This is a genomic window from Moraxella equi (genome assembly GCF_002027555.1).
GTDB classification, from domain to species: Bacteria; Pseudomonadota; Gammaproteobacteria; order Pseudomonadales; family Moraxellaceae; genus Moraxella; species Moraxella equi.
In genome coordinates, this window is record NZ_MXAP01000186.1 from 1 (window position 1) to 1,996 (window position 1,996).

At 48.4% G+C, this 1,996-nt stretch carries 1 protein-coding gene; it reads right to left on the bottom strand.

Going from position 1 to position 1,996, the window contains the following annotated elements; genetic code table 11:
• On the bottom strand, positions 1-1,897 hold a 1,897-nt coding region (locus B5J93_RS13100), incomplete at its 3' end, for a type VI secretion system Vgr family protein (RefSeq protein WP_079326765.1).
• Positions 1,898-1,996 lie beyond the last annotated feature (99 nt).

Here is a 1,996-nt window from a genome sequence, read left to right on the forward strand (position 1 = left end):
GCCTCCCATGCGTGGTAATCACCATGCCTTTATCTGCTCTTATCACCCCATGTCCATCAGTTCTTACCTCAAAGCCCTCGCCTCGGTATTCACCTCGTCCTTGGGGGGTGGTAAGACGTCTGATGTGTCCTAGGTTAATCTCGGTGTGTAGGTGGTCGGATTTTAGGTGGGTTTGGAGTTTGTCTTTAGTGTCATCCATGATGAGTTGGTTGGATTTGTCTCCCCCATACTCTTTGGAGCGGATGCCAGAGAGGACTTTTTCATGAGGGAGGGTGTATAGAGGCATGTTGTTTGGATTGGTCAAAGAGCCTGCCACATAGGGCATGTCAGGATTACCTCCAAAGAAGTCAATGATGACCTCTTGGCCTGCTCTGGGTAGTGCAATGTGCCCATAGTGATCTCCTGCCCAGGTACTGGCGACACGAAGATAGCAGGTGTTTATCTGACTTAGGTCATCTTTGTCATCACCGGTGCGATTGTCTACAAGGTGTCTTTGGGTGAGTGTGGGCTTGTCCCAGTGGAACTTAACTTTGATGCGACCGTATTGGTCGGTGTGTATCTCTTCACCTTCTGGGGCGATGACAGTGGCGGTTTGGGTACGGGCAATGGGTCTTGGGCAGGGGGTTGTGGGCACAAGCGGATGTGTGGCAGGGTATGCGGTGAAGCTTGTATCAGCGGTGTAGTACTGATGGGTGTTGTTGTCTTCATCGATGGGTTTGATGCTCATCTGTAAGGCGTAGACAACCCAGTCGGTATTCATGCTTTGACTGGGGTGACCTGTTAGGGTAAATAAATGGGCAACCTGTATGCCCTTTAGTCTGCCATGTGCGGTGGCACTTAGGCTTTGATGCCGATAAGAGGCGGTGAGCTGTTCGTTTTTTGTGGCTAGCTCATCATTGCCTGCTCGTCTGCCTTGATGCCATTCATATCGTTGTAGGTGATGGATGAGTGCCTGATGTGGTTTGTGTGTGTCAGTTTGCACCCCTTCGATGGTATCATGAGCCATTAGGGGTTCATTAGGGGTTTTAAACTGATAATCAGATAAGAGACTTTGGGCACAGGTCAGTATGCTTTTGGGGGTAAAGTGTTCTAGGTATTCAGCATACTCTGGCATACGCTGATTGGGCAGGTTGAGTGTTAGGGTGTCATAAAAGGGATTGGCGTGTCTTTTTAGGTGACTGACATGGTCGGTGATGATTAGGGTGTGATTGTCTTTGGTGTGTTCAAAGTAAAAGCTGATGCCATGCTCACTCATGAGGCGAGTGATGAATGCGTAGTCTGATTCGTCATATTGGGTTTGGTAGTCTTGTTCAGGATAGTCATGGGTGAGTTCAAACTGCCAAGGATAAGGGTAGCAGGATAACACCTCTTCGATGATTTGTGGGATGGATTTGTGTTGGTGGATGTGGTAGTTATTTGTTTTGGTGAGTAGGTAAGTCCATGGAGATAAGGTGAATTCATAGACGGCATGCCTGTGATGGGTGGTGAGTTTGGCACAGCCGGTGATGATGCCATGTCTTGTGACTTGTCCTGTGATGGTTCTATCATCGATGGGGTGTTTGTCATTTAAGTCAAGGGATATGCCTAAGGGCGTGCCGATGAGGGCGGTTAGGTCTAAGTGAGAGGCGACGCTTTGGTAGGAGATGGTGTCTTGGTGGGGGGTAGCCTCTTTGGGGTGGATGATACTGCCATGATAAGCTTCATGACTGACATAACCTTCTAGTCCCTCTATACCATGGGCAGGGTTGCCATGTTCGTCTTTGGCTTTGACGATGAGTTTGTATTCAAACAGTCCGTTGATGCTCTCTACCCCTTGTAAGCTGTCGAACCATAGATAAGGAGTGCCAGATACACTTTTGGGCAGATAAACAGAGTGTAGATGAGCACGATGGTTCATGGAATGTCCTTATTGAATGATTGAATGGTTAGGTAGGGTTAATGAGAATGATTTAGGAGTGATTGGATTTTAGCATGGGGGGCGGGAGGGGTCAAGGGG